Source organism: Peteryoungia ipomoeae, assembly GCF_004912165.1.
Classification (GTDB): Bacteria; Pseudomonadota; Alphaproteobacteria; order Rhizobiales; family Rhizobiaceae; genus Allorhizobium; species Allorhizobium ipomoeae.
Window position 1 is genome coordinate 212383 of sequence record NZ_STGV01000005.1, and the last position, 18854, is coordinate 231236.

Genomic DNA, 18854 nt, shown 5'->3' on the forward strand with positions numbered 1-18854 from the left:
GTGCCGTCACCAGCGCCTATCGCCGTCAGGCAACCTTGCGACCGGACGCCTCGTCCGCGTGCAAGGCATTGAGCTTGCGCGCAACGATGTCGTGGTTCAGCCACTGCACCGGACCGATCGGATCGGAGGATTCGGCAAAAATCAGCTTGCCTGTCGCTTCCACCACAAGCGTGCTCAGATGGTCAGAAATCAATGCCTTGGCATCGCGGTGCATCTGCGAGATCTCGTTGGAGGTACCGATGGTCAGATCCGCCTGATCCTGGCTATTGGCCTTCGGCCACGCGGAGAAATCGTAGAACGGACCCATCACAGGGCTCTGCTGCATGGCGCGGATCTTGGCGAACACGTCGTCGAGCGTATTGCCGTCGGAAAGCAGCTTCTCACAAGCCTTCCACTGCGACTCTGCCCAGGCACCACCCTCTTCCTTGCGCAGTGCAAGCAGAAGCGGCAGCAGCGGCAGTTCGATGCCGGTGAAGACGTCGGAGGAATTGGTGCGGATTTCCGGGCAGTTGTAGACCGAAGCCTTGATGCCCTTGTCCCAGGCCTGACGCGCGATGTTCTCGAGCAGCATCTTGGCATAGCCCTGGGTGTAGTTTGTGTAGGTCTGCCAGCGATACTCGCCGTCGATCAGGACCGCCGTGCCGTGATAACCGTAAGCGGTGTAACGAACCTTGCCGCCCGATCCCTCGATCCGGTTGCGGATCCGGGCGGTGCCTTCGATCAGATGCTGGAACGTCCGGGCGGAAACCTCGTCGAAATTCTGCAGGATCAGCTTGCCGAGATCGCTGTCGAGCAGTGTCTGCGACGACATGTGGCGCTTGCCGCTCCCCTTGTAGACACGGTTGGCGATGACCAGGAAGACCTTCGCCTTCGGGATGCCGCCAGCCATGGTGTGGGCGAAGAACACGTTCTTGCCGTCGCTGATCATGCCATCGAGAATGCCCATGACTTCCGACAGCGCGCCGACGAAGCGCTCGGTACCGGCCTGGCGGCACTTTTCGATGTAATCCCAGTCGAGTTTCTCATCCTGCCAGTTTTCCAGCGTCAGCTTGGCGAGAAGGTCGGTCGGCGTCGGGCCACCATCGGGCGAATCGAGATCGAAGCCGGCCATCAGCGGCACGTTGATGATCTTGCCGCCGAGACGCGATTCGGCTTCCGAAAGTTCTTCCGGCGTCAGAGGGCGAAGAGCGTTGTTCTCGTCGCGCCGTCCAACCGTGATGCCGATGATTTCCATGCCGGTGCGGCGCGCCTCATCAATCAGGCCCGTGGCGTAGCCGCGGCCAAAAAGTTCGCCAAAGAGAACAAAAACGTCACCTTTGCGAAAGACGGTGTTTTCCGAAAGACGATCAACAGCGACCAGGTTTTCCATCTCGTGCACTCTTCAATTCTGTCTGGTGGCGAGCGCGTGCTCGCATGCGTTTGATCTTCTCATGACCGGAAAGGCCGAAAAATGAAAATCATACTAAATAAACGCATATTTCATTATGTGATCGACGTGACGTGTTGATGTCATCGAATCGTTAGGAAAGGCCCGGAAACGCTGAGAAATTCGGCGCACCAGCCTCGTTACGATCCGTTACACAGCCCGCAATTGCGACCATGAAAAACGGCGCCGAAGCGCCGTAATCGTCATCCATGCCATCCAAGACAGAATCAGGCCGAAAGCTTTGCCATGACTTCGTCGGAGACCTCGAAGTTCGAATAGACGTTCTGAACGTCGTCGTCGTCCTCAAGCGTGTCGATGAGTTTCATCAGCGACTGCGCCTTCTCCTCATCCACTTCGATGGTGTTCTGCGGCTTCCAGATCGCCTTGACGCTTTCCGCCATACCAAGAACCTCTTCGAGAGCCTTGGACACTTCATTCATGTCTTCGAAGGCGCAGTAGATGGTGTGTCCGTCTTCATCGGAAACAACATCTTCGGCACCGGCCTCGATCGCGGCTTCCATGACCTTATCGGCATCGCCGACGGCGGCCTTGTAGGTGATTTCGCCAACATGATCGAACGAGAAGGATACCGAGCCGGTTTCGCCAAGCGCGCCGCCAGCCTTGGAAAAGGTCGAACGGACGGTGGAGGCGGTGCGGTTGCGGTTGTCGGTCAGCGTCTCGACGATCACGGCAATACCGCCGGGGCCGTATCCCTCGTAGCGGATCGCATCGTAGCTCTCGGCATCGGCGCCGGAAGCCTTCTTGATCGCACGGTCGATATTGTCCTTCGGCATCGACTGCGCTTTGGCGTTCTGCACAGCAAGGCGCAGCGCCGCGTTCATCGCAGGATCCGGCAGACCGGTCTTCGCAGCAACCGTGATTTCGCGCGCGAGCTTGGAGAACATCTTGGAACGGATGCCGTCCTGCTTGCCCTTGCGGTGCATGATGTTTTTGAACTGTGAATGGCCAGCCATGGCACCCCTGATCAGGTCTGTTTGTGGGAATGGCCGCCTTATAAGGGCGAAAGCCTGCTGTTTCAAGGCCGAGGCCAGCAGTCGGAAGGCCGGAACAAGTGCCGGTGAAACTCGTTGCTGTCAGCGAACACGACAAGGAGATAGATCATGGCAAGTTTCAGCGAAGCCCGCGAAAAGCCCGTAGAGCAGCTTTGGGATGAGATCGACAATATCCACGCCGGCATGCTGGGCCTGATGGGCGGCGGCATGCACATGCAGCCCATGGCGCCAAATGCGGACCGCAAGCGCAATACCATCTGGTTTTTCACCAAGACGGATAGCCATCTGGTGCAGGCCCTGCGGCCTGGCAGCCGGGCTCATTTCTGCGTTGTCGGCAAGGACCATGATTACCATGCCTGCCTCGCCGGCACGCTGACGGAAAACAAGGATCCAGCCAAGATCGACGAATACTGGAATTCCGTTGTCGCCGCCTGGTACGAGGGCGGCAAGTCCGATCCGAAGCTTACGCTCCTGGAACTCAAGCTGGACGACGGCGAAATCTGGGCCTCGACGGACAGTTCGTTGAAGTTCGGCTGGGAAATCGCCAAGGCCAATATGAGCGACGAGAAGATGCCGGATGTCGGCGTCCACCGCGAAGTCCGCTTCGCCTGAGGGCTCACACCCCTTCAAGCACGAGGATCAACGGTTTTTTCGGCAGTGTGCGCATGGATACGGTCACACCTTTGTGGGGAGAGATCTCCTTGTCGAAACTATCGTCGAACATCGAAAGAAAGCTGTCGATGATCGGCCCGCGCCGGTGCATCGGCAGCACCAGGGCTGAGCGAAGGCGCTCGATCGTCTTACTCATGCTCTCCGCCCCCATCGTCAGCCCGCCATCGACCGGCACCATGACAATGTCGAGGCGACCGATCTCGCCGTAATGCGCATCGGTCAATTCATGATGCAAGTGGCCGAGATGGCCGATGCACAATCCAGCAACTTCAATGATAAAAATGGAATTGCCGTTCGGCTCGAAGCTGCCGCCCCAGCTTCTGATGTCGGTCGAAACATTGCGAATATAGGCATCGCCGACTGTCAGCTGGTGTTTGATCGGCTCGCCGGGGGCGGCATCGTTCCAGCCATGCAATACCGCACCGATCCCCGGATCGGGGCTTAACGTGTAATGGCTGGAATGCGCCTTGTTCATCGTGACGACATCGGGGATCCGGGAGGTTCTCAGCCAGCCGTTGAAGTCTGTCGCAATTGAAATGCCGCCTGGCGTATCGATCTGGAAGGTCGAGTGGCCGACGAAGGTGATCACCACATCTTCCTGCAGCTGGACAGGCGTAACCGGCAATGCAGAGCCGATAGAGGATGGCGTGAAACGGGCATACTGGACCGCCGGCAGTCCTTCGGCGATCAGTTGACATTGACTGACTTGCGGTCGTTCAGCCTGCGCGAAGACTGCGCCAGCGCTCCCCACCGATATCAACGCACTCAGAACCAGTCTCAGCATCATGCCGCTCCCGCACTGTCCGTGGCGAAGACTGAAGAATGATCCAGCAGCGGCGAGGCGTAAACGGGTTGATGAACAACGACCCGTCACATTGCCGTTATTGGCCGTGACTGGGCGTGCAGCCAGCTTGTTAAGCTTAACCAATCCTCAAAGTCTTGCTGTGATTTTTCGCAGTCAAGGAAAGGTGACCTTTCTGTTTTAACAAATGTCAAGTCCGGGAGGACGATCCGCATGCTGGCGACCAGTAAGATTTTCGAACAGACACCAGAGGAACCACAGGCCGCCGCTGCCTATGGGCTTCTCGATTGCATCAACGCAGCGCTGGCGGATGACTTCAGCAAATCACCGTCCGGTTCGGATCCGGTTGAGCAGGCTGTCGCAAACCTCATCCTGCGCCACCAGCAGCGATCTGCCGCGCAATTGAAAGACATCGTCCAGACATCGGTCAATCTCAACGAGACCGCCGTGATGTCTGCCAATCTGCTCTACGACCTGAAAAAGGTCGATAACCGCACGCAGGAAATCGCGGCGGCAGCGGAAGAGATGGCTGTCACCGTTGAAGAGATATCGCGTCACGGCCAGGAGATTTCCGAAGGCACAGGCAAGGCCGGCAGGGCCTGCGACGAAGCCCGACTGGCGGTTGCCGACAGCCGGGAGACCATGCAGACCATCAATCAGGCGCTTGGAGAGGCCAGCGGCCGCGTCGGCGCCATCCAGGCACTCGGCGCGCGGATTTCCGAGATCGCCGCAAACATCAAGAAGATTGCATCGCAGACCAACATGCTGGCGATCAACGCCGCGGTGGAGGCTGCGCGCGCTGGTGAGGCCGGCCGCGGCTTTGCCGTTGTGGCTTCCGAAGTGAAGGCGCTGTCCGATCGAACCGCCAACGCCACCACGGAAATTTCGAGGATTGTGCAGGAACTGGAGCATGGCCTCACCTCGATGAACGAGGCGATGTCGACGAGCAGAACCTCTGCAGGCGCTGGCACAGCGTCACTCGACAGGTTGAACGACAGGCTCGGAGACGCGTTGCAGCAGGTGCAAGATAGCGCTGACAGTGCCGTGCAAATCTCCAACGGTCTGATTGAACAGAAACAGGCTGCGTCCAGTGTGGCAAACGGAATCGCCCACATCGCGAACTCCTCGACCGACGCAACCAGACAGCTCGGCCGGGTGATGGACGCGCTCGCCCTGGCGCAGACGAGCCTCGACAATCGCCTGAAGGTCCTTGCGGAGGAAGACATTCCCGGCAAGGTCATTCTGCTTGCCCAGTCGGACCATGTCATCTGGAAGCGGCGATTGGCCAATATGATCGTTGGCAGAGACACGCTCGATCCGAAAGAACTCGCCGACCATACAACGTGCCGCCTCGGCAAATGGTATACCGCTGCACGCAATTCTCCGATGGGGAGTGACGCCGATTTCCGCGATCTCGACGCACCCCATTGCGAAGTCCACAAGCATGGGCTCGACGCCGTGCGGAGCTACAACAAGGGCGATGTCGCGACGGCTTTGAGAGAGCTGCAATGCGTCGAGGTTGCATCAAGCCAGGTGCTGGACAAACTCCAGCGCCTGGAGCGCAAGCAAAGCCATTGATCGGACGCGAGCATGCCGGCACCGGAATGTGCCGGCAGCACCGCTTCGGTCAGGCCCAGAAATCCGGGATGGTCTCGGCCAGACGCGGCCCGATGCGAAGCGGGGCAATCTTTTCGGCAAGGCCGGTGCTGTCGGAAATCTCGACGCCGACGCCGCAGATGGTTGCAGGACCGCTTGCCGCTTCAAACCGGCCCTTCGGCATTTTCGAAATGAAGCGGTTGAGCGGCTCTTCCTTTTCCATGCCGAGCGAGGAATCATAATCGCCGCACATGCCCGCATCCGACATGTAAGCGGTGCCGCCGTTCAGGATCTGGTGATCGGCGGTCGGGACATGGGTATGGGTGCCAACGACGAAGCTCGCGCGGCCATCGACAAAATGCCCGAAGCACTGCTTTTCGCTGGTGGCCTCGGCGTGGAAGTCGAAGATGATCGCGTCGGCCTGCTCCTTCAGGGGACAGGCAGCCAGAATGGTTTCCGCCGATTTGAAGGGGTCGTCGAGCTCAGGATGCATGAACACCCGCCCCATGACGTTCGCTACCAGCACGCGCGCGCCATTGCGCGCATAGTATAGACCCGACCCCTTGCCCGGCGTGCCATTCGGATAGTTGGCCGGACGCAGGAACTGGTCGTGGCGGGTGCAGAAGCTCACCGCTTCCTTCTGGTCCCAGACATGATTGCCGGTCGTGACCACGTCGGCACCGGCATTGATGGTTTCCAGATAGATCTCTTCGGTAATGCCGAAGCCACCGGCGGCATTCTCACCATTGACGATGACGAAATCCAGCTTGAGATCGGAAATCAACCCCGGCAGCCGCTCCCAGACAGCCGTCCGTCCGGTCTTGCCTACCATGTCTCCGAGAAAAAGCAGTCGCATCGTTCGTCCAATCACAGCTTGAATGTTCTGAGGCCGCTTTCGGTCAGCACAGCTTCGAGCCGGACGTCATGGGCTTCCGCCGGCACTTCTGCCACCTCCTGACAGTCGAATGCAATGCCGATCAGCCGCGGATGCCGGCCTTTTTCCCGTAAACGGGCGATTGCCCGGTCATAGTGACCGGCGCCATAGCCGATACGGTTGCCCGCGCCGTCAAACGCCGAGAGTGGCACAAGGAGAAGATCGGGGTCCAGAACGGCAGCATCGGGCCCGGGCCCAAGGGTCCCGAACCCGGTATTGACGAGGACCGCGCTCTGGAGAAGTTCCCGAAAGACAATTGTCTCGCGGTTCAGAACTACGGGGAGGCAAAGCCGCGCCCCTCTTGCGCGAAGTCGGGCCATCAGCGGACGGATATCCGCCTCCGAGCGGATCGGCATAAATCCGGACACCACCTCGCCCGGCTGAAGAACAATCAAGTCACCGGCAAGTTCTGCCATTCGCAGGCTGAACTCCAGTCGATCTTCAGAAGGCATCGCGTCTCGCAACGCCAGCCGCTCGGTGCGAATACGCGCCTTAAATTGACGATTATCAGTCAACAGCTCGCCCTTTTCGACAGCAAACACCCCAGATCAGGGGAGGAAAACGCCTAAAAATGCCAGAGTTCCGGGCTTTCGATCCACGCAACTCGAACCAACGATTAATAGAAACTGTCTAAACTGCAGAGGATTTACAATCACGAGGACGACGACTCATGACGTTATTTTCCCGCTTCGGCATTACGAAGACCATAGCCGTCACCACGGTATTGATCCTGGTGCTGTCGCTTGCCGCAGTCTCCTGGGTTATCTCTGGTCAGATTGAAGGCCGTATCCAGCAGGATGCCGTTGCCAACCAGGATACCAGCCTACGCGTTGCCGCAACCATCATCGAACGCGACCTCCCCGGCGCAAAAATCACGTGGGGTACAGACGGCAATGTCGAACGCGTGGTTATGGACAGCATTCCAGCGGAATTCTCCGACCACACGATGATCGACACCATTGGCCGCATGACCGGCCAGACGGCGACGATCTTTGCCTGGGACGCCGAAAGCAAGGACTTCTGGCGCCGCACGACCAACATCATCAAGCCCGACGGCAATCGCGCTGTCGGCACGGCACTCGGCCAGACAGGCGCGGTCTACCCCTTTGTCACCAAGGGCGAAACCTATCGCGGCGAGGCCGTGATCCTCGAAACCCCCTATTACACAATCTACCAGCCGATCTTCTCGCCGGCCGGCGACGTCATCGGCATCCTCTATGCCGGTGTTCGCTCGGCTGAGATCAACAGCATCGCCCATGAAATGACCAATGCCATTGCGATCACGGCTCTGATCATCCTGATCATCGCAGCTGCCCTTGTGACGCTTTTCGTTCGTCAGATCGTCGGCGCCCTGCCGCGCCTGACAGCCGTCGCCAACCGGCTTGCAAGCGGCCAGCTCGACACGCGGGTTCCCGATGCCGAACTGAAGAATGAGATCGGCGCGCTGGCGCGTTCGATCGACGTCTTCCGTGAAAGCGCTATCCAGAAAATCGAGCTGGAACGGCAGGCCGCAGAAACTGTTGCCCAGGGCGAACAGGAGCGCGTCGAACGCGAACGCGCCAAGGCAGAAGATGCCCGCCTTGCACAGGAAGCAGTCGATGCACTGGCCGGCGGTCTTCGCCAGCTCAGCGACGGCGACCTGACGGTTCGGATCACCAGGACGTTCACCGGCAATCTCGACCAGCTGCGCGTCGACTTCAACAATTCGGTTGAAAAGCTTTCGTCGACCATGGGTGGAATCCGCCAGGAAACCATGGGCATTGAGGCAAGCTCCGCAGAGATGCGCTCGGCCAATGACGATCTGTCGAAGCGGACCGAACAGCAGGCTGCCTCGCTGGAACAGACCTCGGCAGCACTCGACGAAATCACGTCGACCGTCCGCGGTTCGTCTGCCAAGGCTGATCAGGCAGCCCAGATCGCGGCATCCGCCCGTCAGAGCACCGAAAATTCAAGCCGCGTCGTCTCGGATGCCATCGAAGCCATGAGCCGCATCGAGCAGGCTTCCAGCGAAATCTCGAAGATCATCAACGTGATCGACGAGATCGCCTTCCAGACCAACCTTCTGGCCCTGAACGCCGGTGTTGAAGCTGCACGTGCAGGCGAAGCGGGCAAGGGCTTTGCCGTCGTTGCCCAGGAAGTTCGCGAACTTGCCCAGCGCTCGGCGAATGCAGCAAAGGACATCAAGTCGCTGATCACAAAGTCGGGTGAAGCCGTCGCCGGCGGTGTGTCGCTCGTCCAGCAGACGGGATCGGCACTCGGCGAGATCTCCGGTCAGGTGGCATCGATCAACGAACACATCTCGGCGATCGCATCGGCCGCCCGCGAACAGTCGACCGCGCTGAACGAAATCAGCAGCTCGGTCAATCACATGGACCAGTTCACCCAGAAGAACGCCGCCATGGTGGAAGAGGCAACCGCGGTAACCCATCGCCTTGCCGAAAACGCCCGCAACCTTGCAGGTCTCGTCAACCAGTTCAGCGTTCAGGATGGCAGCTACCGCGCTCCGGTCGCATCCTCCGCGCCGATGGCAGCCCCGGTCGCGCCACCACGCCAGCCGGTTCGCGCCAGTGCACCGCGCGCAGCCGAACAGGAAGCGCGCCCGGTTGCCTCGCCGGCACGTCGCATGGTCGGATCGCTTGCCAAGGCCTTTGGCGGCGGCAGCACGGCAGCGGCGGCCAGCCAAGACAATTGGGAAGAATTCTGAGCCTGAGTTCTGCCAAACAAAAAAGCCGTCGCGAGCGATCGCGGCGGCTTTTTTCATGGCTCGGAAGCCGAAAGTGCGATCCACGGCAACCGATGGAGATTTACGATCCTGGGTGCCTACAAACGTAGGTGGGCGCCATATGTCCAAGCCCACGGGCCTGGTCAGGGACAGCTCCCTTTGGATCGAGTATGGCCCCAGGGATTGTGGTTCCTGTCGAGAGGCGCAGACCGCATCCAAGATATAGGTGCTTTGCCGCCGGAGCGCCAGCCCCGATAACCGCGATCCAGGAGAGAAACGCGTCAGGCGTCCTGAGTCGCCGCCGCTGGCCGTTGTGTCAGTTTGCGGGTGATCCCGTTCAGCTTTTCTGCAAGATCGAGCATGGCATGAGCCACCTGCTGGTCGCGCTCGGCCATGCCCGTCATCGCGCTGTCGCGCCCGTCCCGCAGGCCGGACAATTCGCCTTCGATGGCGGCGAGCCGCCTGTTCACTTCCGACAACTCGTCCATGACCATGATGCCGGCCATCACGGTCAGGCGCAGATCGCCGATTTCGCCAAACTGTCCCTTGAGATGGCTCACATAGCGGTCGAACTGTCCCGCGAGTTCGGTGAGGTGCCCCTCCTGCCCCTCCTCGCAAGCCATACGATAGGCCTTGCCGTCGATCGTCACTGTTACCTGGGCCATCGACCTTCCAACTCTACATCAAACCAGCGCCGCACACATCGCGTGCCCGGGGCCTCCCGGCTTGCGGCGTCTTTCCGCTTAACGATCCAAAACGGCCCTGATTGTCTCCATAGCCGTCACCAGACGACGAGACACCTCACGGTTCACCTCTTCCAGTCGGTTGGCTCGGAACTGCGATTCATCGAGTTCCTGCGCAAGCCGTGCACGATCCGCATGCACACGCCTGACTTCGCCCTCGACTTCGCGGCCTTCACGCGCCATCTCGAAACGTACATCGACTGCGTTTTCCAGCCCGGTCACGGCCTGACGAAGTGCGATCAACGCAGCATCGACCGGATTATCAGTCGGCATCGTTCAGCCCAAGCCCCTTGTTCACAAGCCCCTTGCTCCCCTGCGGGCCTTGCGAATCACATGTGACCCCGGCGCCGTTTGTGGTGGAACAGTAAGCCCCGCCATTGCCGCGCGTCAATAAACACGCCCCCCTTCCAGGCGGCCAATCCTGTGGAAGGTCCAGCACTTTCACTCTCGATGCTCAAAACTGCTGCATTGCACAGATAAGAGGCAAGCCGCGCATTTTAACGCAAGTATTAGAAGCACAAGGGGGCATTTATTGACTTGCGCGGTGCAACTGCTAAGGATCAGCCCCGTTCAGGCGGCCCGTCTTTGCGGGTCGTATCTCGAAGCCCCGGAACAAGCGGAAAAGCCATGATTTCTCCCGAAAAACATCAGCGGATGGCGAATGCGATCCGTTTCCTCGCCATGGATGCAGTGGAAAAGGCCAATTCCGGCCATCCCGGCATGCCGATGGGCTGCGCCGATGTCGCGACCGTCCTTTTTACCCGCTACCTGAGCTTCGACCCGAAGAACCCGCTCTGGCCTGACCGCGACCGTTTCGTGCTGTCGGCTGGCCACGGCTCCATGCTGATCTATTCGCTCCTCTATCTGACCGGATACGAGGACATGACGATCGAGGACATCAAGTCCTTCCGTCAGCTTGGCGCCAAGACCGCCGGCCACCCGGAATACGGCCATGCCTCCGGCATCGAGACGACCACCGGTCCGCTCGGCCAGGGCATCGCAACCGCTGTCGGCATGGCACTTGCCGAAAAGAAGCTCGCCAACGAATTCGGCTCCGAACTGCAGGACCACTACACCTACGTGCTCGCCGGTGACGGCTGCCTGATGGAAGGCATCAGCCAGGAAGCGATCACGTTTGCCGGCCACCTGAAGCTGAACAAGCTCATCGTCTTCTGGGATGACAACGGCATCTCGATCGATGGCGCCGTCTCGCTGGCTGACTCTACTGATCAGCACGCCCGCTTCCGTTCGGCTGGCTGGAACACCATCGCCATCGACGGCCACGATCCGGAAGCTATCGCTGCCGCCATCGAGACCGCCAAGGCCTCGGACAAGCCGACCATGATCGCCGCAAAGACAGTCATCGGCTTCGGTGCACCCAACAAGGCTGGCACCCACAAGGTCCACGGCTCGCCGCTCGGCGCTGATGAAATTGCAGCCACCCGCAAGGCGCTCGGCTGGGAAGAGGAAGCCTTCTCGATCCCCGCAGACGTTCTGGACGCCTGGCGTCTGGCCGGCCTGCGCTCGACCAAGACCCGCAAGGACTGGGAAGCCCGCCTCGCTGCGGCCGATGCCGACAAGCGCACGGAATTCAACCGCCGCTTCGCCGGTGATCTGCCGGGCACGCTCTCGGGCGCGATCGACGCCTACAAGAAGAAGCTGGCCGAAACCAAGCCGACGGTTGCCACCCGCAAGGCCTCCGAGGATGCTCTCGAAGTCATCAACGGCGTGGTCACCGAAACGCTCGGCGGCTCTGCCGACCTGACCGGCTCGAACAACACCAAGACCAGCCAGACCAAGTCGATCACCCCGACCGACTTCTCCGGCCGTTACCTCCATTACGGCATCCGCGAGCACGGCATGGCCGCTGCCATGAACGGGATTGCGTTGCATGGCGGCCTGATCCCCTATTCCGGCGGCTTCCTGATCTTCTCGGACTATTGCCGTCCGTCGATCCGTCTGGCAGCCCTCATGGGCATCCGCGTCATCCACGTCCTGACGCATGATTCCATCGGTCTCGGCGAAGACGGTCCGACCCACCAGCCGGTCGAGCACATGGCCGCCCTGCGCGCCATTCCGAACCTCCTGATGTTCCGCCCGGCGGACGCCACGGAAACGGCGGAATGCTGGCAGGTGGCGCTCGAAAGCAAGGACCGCCCGTCCGGTCTCGCGCTGACCCGCCAGAACCTGATCCCGGCACGTACGGAATACGAAGAGCGCAACCTCTGCGCCCAGGGTGCCTATGAGCTGATCTCGGCCAGCGACGCCAAGGTTTCGATCTTCGCCTCAGGTTCGGAAGTGGAAATCGCGATCAAGGCGCAGCAGCAGCTGTCGGCCAAGGGCATTCCGGCACGCGTCGTTTCCGTTCCGTGCTTCGAACTCTTCTTCGAGCAGGATGAAACCTATCAGGAAGCTATTATCGGTTCCGCACCGGTCAAGATTGCTGTCGAAGCTGGCATTCGTCAGGGCTGGGACGCGATCATCGGCTCCACCGGCACCTTTATCGGCATGAAGTCCTTCGGCGCCTCCGGCCCGGCCAAGGAACTCTACAAGCATTTCGGCATCACCGCAGAGGCCGTCGTTGCCGCTGCCGAGGCCAAGCTCGCCTGACACCGTTACGCCAGGGCACCGCATCCGGTGCCCTGACACGCCCAGCAAATCCTATTTAAATCGGGAGTGTTATCATGACTGTAAAAGTTGCCATCAACGGCTTCGGCCGTATCGGACGTAACGTTCTGCGCGCGATCGTCGAATCCGGCCGCACCGACATCGAAGTGGTTGCGATCAACGATCTGGGCCCGGTGGAAACCAACGCCCACCTGCTGCGCTACGATTCCATCCACGGCAAGTTCCCGGCCGAGGTCAAGGTCGACGGCGACACCATCACCGTTGGTGGCGGCAAGCCGATCAAGGTCACCGCGATCAAGGATCCGGCAACCCTCCCGCATGGTGAGCTTGGCGTCGACATCGCCATGGAATGCACCGGCATCTTCACCGCCCGCGACAAGGCTGCCCTGCACCTCCAGGCCGGCGCAAAGCGCGTCATCGTCTCGGCACCGGCCGACGGCGCTGACCTGACTGTCGTCTTCGGCGTCAACCACGACCAGCTGACCAAGGACCACCTGGTCATCTCCAACGCCTCCTGCACGACGAACTGCCTGGTTCCGGTCGTCAAGACGCTGGACGATGCCGTCGGCATCGATCACGGCTTCATGACCACGATCCACTCCTACACCGGTGACCAGCCGACGCTCGACACCATGCACAAGGATCTCTACCGCGCCCGCGCGGCAGCGCTCTCCATGATCCCGACTTCGACCGGCGCCGCAAAGGCCGTCGGCCTGGTTCTGCCGCACCTCAAGGGCCGCCTCGACGGCACCTCGATCCGCGTGCCGACCCCGAATGTCTCCGTCGTCGACTTCAAGTTCGTCGCCAAGAAGAACACGACCGCCCAGGAAATCAACGACGCCATCATCGCCGCCTCGAACGGCGCGCTGAAGGGCATCCTGGGCTACACCGACGAGCCGCTGGTTTCCCGCGACTTCAACCACGACAGCCACTCGTCGATCTTCGCGCTCGACCAGACTAAGGTTCTCGAGGGCAACTTCGTGCGCATCCTGACCTGGTACGACAACGAGTGGGGCTTCTCCAACCGCATGTCGGACACGGCTGTGGCGCTTGCCAAGCTGATCTAACGATCAACACGCACTTAGACAGTTACGCGGGCGGGCTGGAAACAGCCCGCCTTTTTACGTTGATATCGCGATTTTCTGAAACGCGGTGGAACAATTCGAGCGGCCCGCCGTTGGCCAATCGAATTATGGCGCAAAGATGGCATTGAGCCGGCGCCTTCAAGCGCGTGCCGTCAAGGCACGCAGGTGGCCATCGCAGGCCGCAACGGACGATGAAAGGAAACCGACGTTTTGACGTATACACCGACCGAGCAGGATCTCGTGCGCGCGGAAGACGCCATACCCGCACCCGAAGGCGATACCGAGATCATCGAAACCCCCTATGAAATCGGCCAGGACAACATCAGTTTCCGGCGCCGCTTCGTCTTCGAACTCGACATCCACAATGTCGTTTTCAGCGTGTCGGCGATTGCCATCATTGCCTTCACCTTCCTGACGCTGGCATTCCAGACCACGCTGGAGCCGGCCTTTACCGGCCTGCGTGACTTCCTGACAGCCAATCTGGACTGGTTCTTCCTGCTGGCCGGCAATATCTTCGTGCTCGTCTGTGTCGGACTGATCGTCTCGCCGCTCGGCCGCATTCGCCTCGGTGGCCCTGAAGCGACGGCTGACTACAGCACCATTTCCTGGTTTTCGATGCTTTTCGCCGCCGGCATGGGTATCGGCCTCATGTTTTACGGCGTCTCCGAACCCATGGGCCATTTCACGGCTGCCATGGGCGGTCCTGTTTTCGAAGATGGCCTGCGCACCGACTGGGCGCCGCTCGGCGGTGCTGCCGGCGATGCCGAGGCATCGCGCCGTCTTGCCATGGCCGCGACGATCTTCCATTGGGGTCTGCATCCCTGGGCGATCTATGCCGTGGTCGCCCTCGCGCTGGCGCTCTTCTCCTTCAACAAGGGACTGCCGCTGACACTGCGCTCGATCTTCTATCCGATCTTCGGCGAAAAGGTCTGGGGCTGGCCGGGCCATATTATCGACATCCTCGCCGTTTTTGCCACCATCTTCGGCCTGTCGACATCGCTTGGCATTGGCGCGCAGCAGGCAAGCGGCGGTCTGAACTTCCTGTTCGGCATTCCCTCCAATGACACCACCATGATCCTGCTGGTGCTCGGCATTACAGCGATCGCCGTCACTTCGGTCGTTGCGGGGATGGACAAGGGGGTGAAGCTCCTCTCAGAGATCAACATGGGTCTTGCTGCCCTGCTTCTCCTCTTCATCATCGCGGTCGGCCCGACCTCGCAGATCGCCCAGGGCTTCTTCCTCAACCTGCAGGCCTATGCCATCAATCTGCCGGCACTCTCGAACCCGTTCGGCCGCGATGACACGAACTTCCTGCACGGCTGGACAGCCTTCTACTGGGCCTGGTGGATCAGCTGGTCGCCCTTTGTCGGCATGTTTATCGCCCGTGTCAGCCGCGGCCGTACCGTGCGCGAATTGCTCACGGCCGTCCTCGTCATCCCCTCGCTGGTCTCCGTCCTCTGGATGACGGCACTCGGCGGCACGGCCATCAGCCAGGTCGTCAATGAAGGCCTCACCAGCGTTCAGGATGCAGCACTGGAGCTGCAGCTGTTTGAAATGCTGGCGCATCTGCCGCTCACCGGCATCACCTCGCTGATCGGTATTGTTCTGGTGATCGTCTTCTTCGTCACCTCGTCGGACTCCGGATCGCTCGTGATCGACACGATCTCCGCCGGTGGCAAGGTAAATGCCCCCATTCCACAGCGCGTGTTCTGGGCAACCTTCGAGGGTCTTGTCGCGATTGCGCTGCTGCTTGGCGGCGGCCTGGTCGCGCTTCAGGCGATGGCTGTCTCGACAGGCCTGCCCTTTGCCTTCGTTTTGTTGGGCGCATCTTACGCGCTGGTCAAAGGCCTGCTTGCCGAACCTCGCTAAAAAACCAATGGGGCGGATTAAAATATTTAAATCCGCCCCATTATGATCACGATCACACCCGAGATTGCCGAGGCCATTGGGCAAGGCACATGATCCCCGCCACATGTATCGTCTCATGATGAGACCTGCGGACTTCCGGTTTGACAGCCGGAAGGCACAGCAGGACAGTGGACGGGGCTGGGTAAGGTGGGAAAGGGGTCAACGATTGGCAGAGTTCTACGCGGTAACGCTGGTGGCCACCGCACTTGTGCTTCTGGCCGCCTTTTCAAGCCTCCTCGCCTTCCGGTTTGGCGCACCCTTGTTGCTGCTTTTTCTGGTCATTGGTCTGTTTGCCGGCGTTGATGGACTTGGCATAAAGTTTGACAACTTCGGCATGGCCTATGTCATCGGCTCTCTCGCGCTCGCCGTCATCCTGTTTGATTCAGGCTATGGCACTTCCCTGCAATCCTTCCGCCTGTCAGCAGGGCCTGCACTGACGCTGGCCACGGTCGGCGTGCTGCTCACCACGGTTCTTTTCGGCTTAGCCGCCCATTTCCTGCTCGGCTTCACCTATCTCGAAGGCATGCTGCTCGGCGCTATCCTCGGCTCCACCGATGCGGCTGCGGTCTTCTTCCTGTTGCGCATCGGCGGCATCAATATCCGCGACCGGGTACGCTCGACGCTCGAGGTGGAATCCGGCACCAACGACCCGATGGCGATCTTCCTGACAATCGCTCTGGTCACGCTGATATCGAACGACAACCCCGATGGCTTCAACCTCGATCTCGTCAAGCTGTTCATCGAACAGATGGGTATCGGCATTGCACTCGGCCTGCTCGGCGGCGTGATCATCGTCTTCATCCTGCGAAGGCTGCAGATCGAACGCGGCCTTGCGCCAATCTTCATGCTGGCGCTCGCACTGATGATCTTCTCCTTCACTGGCGCCATCGGCGGCAGCGGATTTCTCGCCGTTTATGTTGCCGGCATTTATGCCGGCTCACGCAAACTCCCGGCCAACATCGCCATCAGCCGCTTTCAGGACGGCATGACATGGCTCGCCCAGATCGTGATGTTCCTCGTGCTGGGACTTCTGGCGACCCCTTCCGAGTTTCCGAGCATTCTTATTCCGGCAATCTTGCTTGCCCTGTTCCTGATCTTCATCGCGAGACCGACTGCCGTATGGCTCTGTCTCCTGCCCTTTGACTTCACTCAGCGCGAAACGGGTTTCATCGCCTGGGTCGGCCTGCGCGGCGCCGTCTCGATCCTGCTCGGCATTTTGCCCGTGATCGGCAATCTCGAAAACGGGCAGATCTTCTTCAACACGGCTTTCATCGTCGTGATCCTCTCGCTGGTCATCCAGGGATGGACGATCAAGGCGCTCGCCAAGCGTCTGGCGCTGATCATCCCGCCGCGGATCGGCGCGATCGACAAGGTGGAACTCGACCTGCCGGGTGCTGCCAATCACGAATTGCTGGCATATCGCGTCGTCGCAGGCAGCCCTGTCCTGCAGGGTGAACGCATTCCCCGCTGGGCAATGCCATCCCTCGTCATTCGCGATGGCAAATCGATGCGCTATCAATATGCGGGACGCCTGCGCGAAAACGATCAGGTCTACCTGTTCATCGCGCCAAGCTATTCCAAGCTGCTCGACCGGCTGTTTGCCACGGAAGCCCCGGTGGACGAGGACGACAGTGAATTTTTCGGCACCTTCACCATCTCGCCCAACACCCAGGTTCAGGATCTGGACGACGCCTATGGCCCCCTGTCAATTTCCGATAGCGAGCGCGGCAAGTCCGTGGCCGACATGATCACCCAACGACTTGGAGGGCGGGCCGATTATGCCGACCGCGTACGCCTGGGGTCTATCGTTCTGATCGTGCGGGACATCGACGAACACGGCCATATTTCGTCCGTCGGCGTCTCGCTTGAGCCGGTTGAGCCCGCCACCGAACTGCCGATCTTTCGCAACATCAGCGACATGGTCCATGCAATCCGGGATTATCTGCGTCAGAAGCGCGCCGAGGCGCGGGCCCGACGACAGCCGGAAAAATGAGGCGCGTGCCTTGCACCGCCATTTCAGCGGTGTAAGGTCCGGCCCGTCACCCCCAGTTCAACGCTTTTCACGACGGGTTACTCCATGCCGGCTTTCAAGACACTCGACGATCTCACCGATATCGCAGGCAAGCGCGTGCTTGTCCGCGTCGACCTCAATGTGCCCATGGCGGACGGCAAGGTCTCCGATACGACCCGGATCGAACGCGTTGCTCCCACCATTCTCGAACTGTCGGACAAGGGGGCAAAGGTTATCCTGCTGGCGCATTTCGGCCGTCCCAAGGGCGAGCGCGTGGCCGACCAGTCCCTGTCGCTGATCGCGTCCGCTGTCGAAGAAGTGCTCGACCAGCATGTCCGCTTTGCCGATGATTGCATCGGCCAGCCGGCAGCAGATGCCATTGCCAAGATGCAGAACGGCGACATTCTGCTTCTGGAAAACACCCGCTTCCACAAGGGCGAAGAAAAGAATACGCCGGACTTCACCGCAGAGCTCGCCAAGAACGGCGACATCTACGTCAACGACGCCTTCTCGGCCGCCCATCGCGCCCATGCTTCGACCGAAGGCCTCGCCCATCACCTGCCCGCCTATGCCGGTCGCACCATGCAGGCGGAACTCGAGGCGCTGGAACAGGGCCTCGGCCAGCCGAAGCGTCCGGTCGTTGCCATTGTCGGTGGCGCGAAGGTATCGACCAAGATCGATCTTCTCTCCAATCTCGTCACCAAGGTCGATGCGCTCGTCATCGGCGGCGGCATGGCCAATACCTTCATCGCGGCACAAGGCATCGATGTCGGCAAGTCGCTCTGCGAACACGACCTTGCAGACACGGCACGCTCGATCATGGAAACGGCAAAGACCGCCGGCTGCGCGATCGTCCTGCCCGTTGACGGCGTGGTTGCCCGCGAATTCAAGGCCAATGCCGCCGATGAAACCGTCGAGATCAACGCTATTCCCTCGGATGCCATGATGCTCGATGTCGGGCCGAAATCCGTCGCGCTCGTCAATGACTGGATTTCCAAGGCCTCCACGCTTGTGTGGAACGGCCCGCTCGGCGCGTTCGAGATCGCGCCCTTCGACACGGCAACCGTCTCGGCAGCCAAACATGCGGCAGAGCGCACACGCGACGGCAAGCTCGTTTCGGTGGCCGGCGGGGGCGACACGGTCTCGGCCCTCAACCACGCCGGCGTCGCGGACGACTTCTCCTACGTGTCGACGGCCGGCGGCGCCTTCCTCGAATGGATGGAAGGCAAGGAATTGCCGGGCGTTTCGGTGCTGACCAAAGGCTGATCCTAGCCTGCGGGCTCCAATCACCGCTGCAAGACCGCGTGCTGAAAG

15 protein-coding genes and 1 other RNA gene are annotated in these 18854 nt (G+C 60.4%); 8 read left to right on the top strand and 8 right to left on the bottom strand.

The window, feature by feature from the left end; translation table 11 throughout:
* Positions 1 to 25: 25 nt before the first annotated feature.
* Together FAA97_RS15790 and FAA97_RS15795 are read right to left on the bottom strand one after the other, a co-directional pair.
* On the bottom strand, positions 26 to 1369 hold the full coding sequence (locus FAA97_RS15790) for an enoyl ACP reductase FabMG family protein (protein WP_136599524.1): 1344 nt from the start codon (positions 1367 to 1369) through the stop codon (positions 26 to 28).
* Positions 1370 to 1653: 284 nt separating this feature from the next.
* Positions 1654 to 2400: a YebC/PmpR family DNA-binding transcriptional regulator gene (locus FAA97_RS15795; protein WP_136599525.1), complete on the bottom strand. Its 747-nt coding sequence runs from the start codon at positions 2398 to 2400 to the stop codon at positions 1654 to 1656.
* Positions 2401 to 2547: 147 nt separating this feature from the next.
* On the opposite strand from FAA97_RS15795, the gene FAA97_RS15800 reads away from it, so the two are divergent.
* On the top strand, positions 2548 to 3051 hold the full coding sequence (locus FAA97_RS15800; RefSeq protein WP_136599526.1) for a pyridoxamine 5'-phosphate oxidase family protein: 504 nt from the start codon (positions 2548 to 2550) through the stop codon (positions 3049 to 3051).
* Between the two features lie 4 nt (positions 3052 to 3055).
* On the opposite strand, the gene FAA97_RS15805 is transcribed toward FAA97_RS15800, so the two are convergent.
* Positions 3056 to 3898, bottom strand: coding sequence for an MBL fold metallo-hydrolase (locus FAA97_RS15805; RefSeq protein WP_136599527.1), 843 nt, complete (start codon positions 3896 to 3898; stop codon positions 3056 to 3058).
* Positions 3899 to 4126: 228 nt separating this feature from the next.
* Here FAA97_RS15805 and FAA97_RS15810 point away from each other — a divergent pair, with 228 nt between their 5' ends.
* Entirely contained in the window at positions 4127 to 5491 is a 1365-nt protein-coding gene (locus FAA97_RS15810) for a methyl-accepting chemotaxis protein (RefSeq protein WP_136599528.1), read from the top strand.
* A gap of 49 nt (positions 5492 to 5540) precedes the next feature.
* On the opposite strand, the gene FAA97_RS15815 is transcribed toward FAA97_RS15810, so the two are convergent.
* Positions 5541 to 6365 (bottom strand): TIGR00282 family metallophosphoesterase, encoded by an 825-nt coding sequence (locus FAA97_RS15815; RefSeq protein ID WP_136599529.1) that lies wholly within the window; start codon positions 6363 to 6365, stop codon positions 5541 to 5543.
* 11 nt (positions 6366 to 6376) lie between these two features.
* Positions 6377 to 6985, bottom strand: a complete 609-nt coding sequence (locus FAA97_RS15820) for a 5-formyltetrahydrofolate cyclo-ligase (RefSeq protein WP_425467427.1) — start codon at positions 6983 to 6985, stop codon at positions 6377 to 6379.
* 128 nt (positions 6986 to 7113) lie between these two features.
* Here FAA97_RS15820 and FAA97_RS15825 point away from each other — a divergent pair, with 128 nt between their 5' ends.
* Positions 7114 to 9147, top strand: a complete 2034-nt coding sequence (locus FAA97_RS15825) for a methyl-accepting chemotaxis protein (RefSeq protein WP_136599530.1) — start codon at positions 7114 to 7116, stop codon at positions 9145 to 9147.
* 73 nt (positions 9148 to 9220) lie between these two features.
* Here the strand turns inward: FAA97_RS15825 and ssrS are convergent.
* From ssrS to FAA97_RS15840, 3 genes are all read right to left on the bottom strand, one after another.
* Positions 9221 to 9379: non-coding RNA, 6S RNA (ssrS, locus tag FAA97_RS15830), on the bottom strand.
* A gap of 67 nt (positions 9380 to 9446) precedes the next feature.
* Positions 9447 to 9830 (bottom strand): cell division protein ZapA, encoded by a 384-nt coding sequence (locus FAA97_RS15835; protein WP_136599531.1) that lies wholly within the window; start codon positions 9828 to 9830, stop codon positions 9447 to 9449.
* 78 nt (positions 9831 to 9908) lie between these two features.
* The gene (locus FAA97_RS15840; RefSeq protein ID WP_136599532.1) at positions 9909 to 10181 is read right to left on the bottom strand and encodes a DUF4164 domain-containing protein; all 273 of its coding nucleotides are present in this window, start codon (positions 10179 to 10181) and stop codon (positions 9909 to 9911) included.
* 354 nt (positions 10182 to 10535) lie between these two features.
* On the opposite strand from FAA97_RS15840, the gene tkt reads away from it, so the two are divergent.
* From tkt to FAA97_RS15865, 5 genes are all read left to right on the top strand, one after another.
* Complete coding sequence (tkt, locus tag FAA97_RS15845; protein ID WP_136599533.1) at positions 10536 to 12518, top strand: transketolase; 1983 nt, start codon at positions 10536 to 10538, stop codon at positions 12516 to 12518.
* A 74-nt stretch (positions 12519 to 12592) separates the two neighbouring features.
* Positions 12593 to 13603 carry a type I glyceraldehyde-3-phosphate dehydrogenase gene (gene gap / locus FAA97_RS15850; RefSeq protein WP_136599534.1) on the top strand — a complete coding sequence of 337 codons (1011 nt, stop codon included), beginning with the start codon at positions 12593 to 12595 and terminating at the stop codon, positions 13601 to 13603.
* A gap of 228 nt (positions 13604 to 13831) precedes the next feature.
* Entirely contained in the window at positions 13832 to 15490 is a 1659-nt protein-coding gene (locus tag FAA97_RS15855; RefSeq protein WP_136599535.1) for a BCCT family transporter, read from the top strand.
* A 205-nt stretch (positions 15491 to 15695) separates the two neighbouring features.
* Complete coding sequence (locus FAA97_RS15860; protein ID WP_136599536.1) at positions 15696 to 17522, top strand: potassium/proton antiporter; 1827 nt, start codon at positions 15696 to 15698, stop codon at positions 17520 to 17522.
* Between the two features lie 84 nt (positions 17523 to 17606).
* On the top strand, positions 17607 to 18806 hold the full coding sequence (locus FAA97_RS15865) for a phosphoglycerate kinase (protein ID WP_136599537.1): 1200 nt from the start codon (positions 17607 to 17609) through the stop codon (positions 18804 to 18806).
* The last annotated feature ends 48 nt before the right edge of the window (positions 18807 to 18854 follow it).